This is a genomic window from Mesorhizobium sp. M7A.F.Ca.CA.004.12.1.1, assembly GCF_003997835.1.
Taxonomy (GTDB): domain Bacteria; phylum Pseudomonadota; class Alphaproteobacteria; order Rhizobiales; family Rhizobiaceae; genus Mesorhizobium.
On record NZ_RZRK01001119.1, the window covers coordinates 1 to 1,497 of the forward strand.

The following is a 1,497-nucleotide window of genomic DNA, read 5'->3' on the forward strand; positions in this document are numbered from 1 at the left end:
AGACGGCGGTGATCGAATCGATGGCCGCCATCAGCGCCATCGATCAGGACGAACTCGACCGCATCCAGCCCGACACCGCCGCCGACATCTTTCGCACCACGCCGGGCGTCGCCGCATCGATGAATGGCGACGACCCGGCGACCGCCATCAACATTCGCGGCCTGGAGCAGTATGGCCGCGTCGTCGTAACGCTCGACGGCGCCCGGCAGGATTACTGGCGCGTCGGCCACGGCTCTGGCTCGTTCTACGTCGAACCCGACCTGATCAAGGAAGCCACGGTCATTCGTGGCCCGGTGTCTAATGCCTATGGTTCAGGCGGCATCGGCGGCGTTGTTTCCTTCGAGACCAAGGACGCCGGCGATTTCCTTAAAAAGGACGAGCGCTGGGCGCTGAGCGAAAAGCTCGGCTATGAGGACAATGGCGACGGCTTCACCACCAGCACTACCGGTGCCTATCGTTTCAGCGACGATGCCGACATCATCGGCAACCTCATCTACCGCAACCGCGACAGCTATACCGACGGCAATGGCGAAACCGTGCCATGGACCGGTGAGCGGGTGACCAGCGGTTATCTGAAGACGACTCTGCGGCCGGCCGATGGCCACGAGCTGAAGCTCGGCGCCATCCTGCAGCGCTACAACGACCAGATCACCGGATCGAGCGGCTCGACCTCGCCGACGCTGAGCCGCTACGACACCAACACCACCAACCAGACCTACACCGCCGCCTATACCTGGAAGCCCGACGACAACGCGCTGATCGACTTCAGCGCCAATGCCTATCACAACCGCACCCGCGCCGAGCAGACGCAGGTCGCGCCCGCCTCAGGGATCGGCAATTTCCGTTTCTATGATGTCGCCACCTCGGGCTTCAACGTGAAGAACTCCTCGCGCTTCGACGCCTGGGGGCTGGCCCACACGCTGACCTACGGACTCGATTACTACTATCTCGAAGCCTCCTCGGAAGCGGCGCATTTCGGCGCTGGCCAACAGCAGGGCTATGGCGGCTTCCTGCAGTGGCAGGGCGATTACGAGGACTGGCTGCAGGCCATAGCTGCGATGCGCTATGACGGCTACCAACTCGATGGCGAGACGCGCATCCCGTCGCCACAGGAAGCCTCGATCTCCGGCGATCGCTGGTCGCCGCGCCTCACCGTCGGCGTCACGCCGTTTGACGGCTTTCAGCTCTATGGCACCTACTCCGAAGGCTACCGGGCGCCTGGCCTGCAGGATGTCTTCCGTGGCGGCGGCGCGCATGGCGGCGGCGACACCTATCGGCCCAATCTCCTGCTGCAGCCCGAAACGGCGAAGAGCTGGGAAGCCGGCATCAATGTCAAATACGATGATTTGCTGACGCCGGGCGACCGGTTGCGCGCCAAGCTCAACGTCTACCACACCGACGTCGAGGACTATATCGACGTCGACCTCACCGTCCTGCCGCGCACGGCAATCAACATCGGCGACGCCCGCCTGAAGGGCGTCGAGGCCGAGATGGTCT

1 protein-coding gene is annotated in these 1,497 nt (G+C 63.7%); it reads left to right on the forward strand.

The annotated features are described in order from the left end of the window. A partial coding sequence (locus tag EN984_RS34270; protein WP_127384339.1) for a TonB-dependent receptor occupies nucleotides 1–1,497 on the forward strand: 1,497 nt, incomplete at both ends.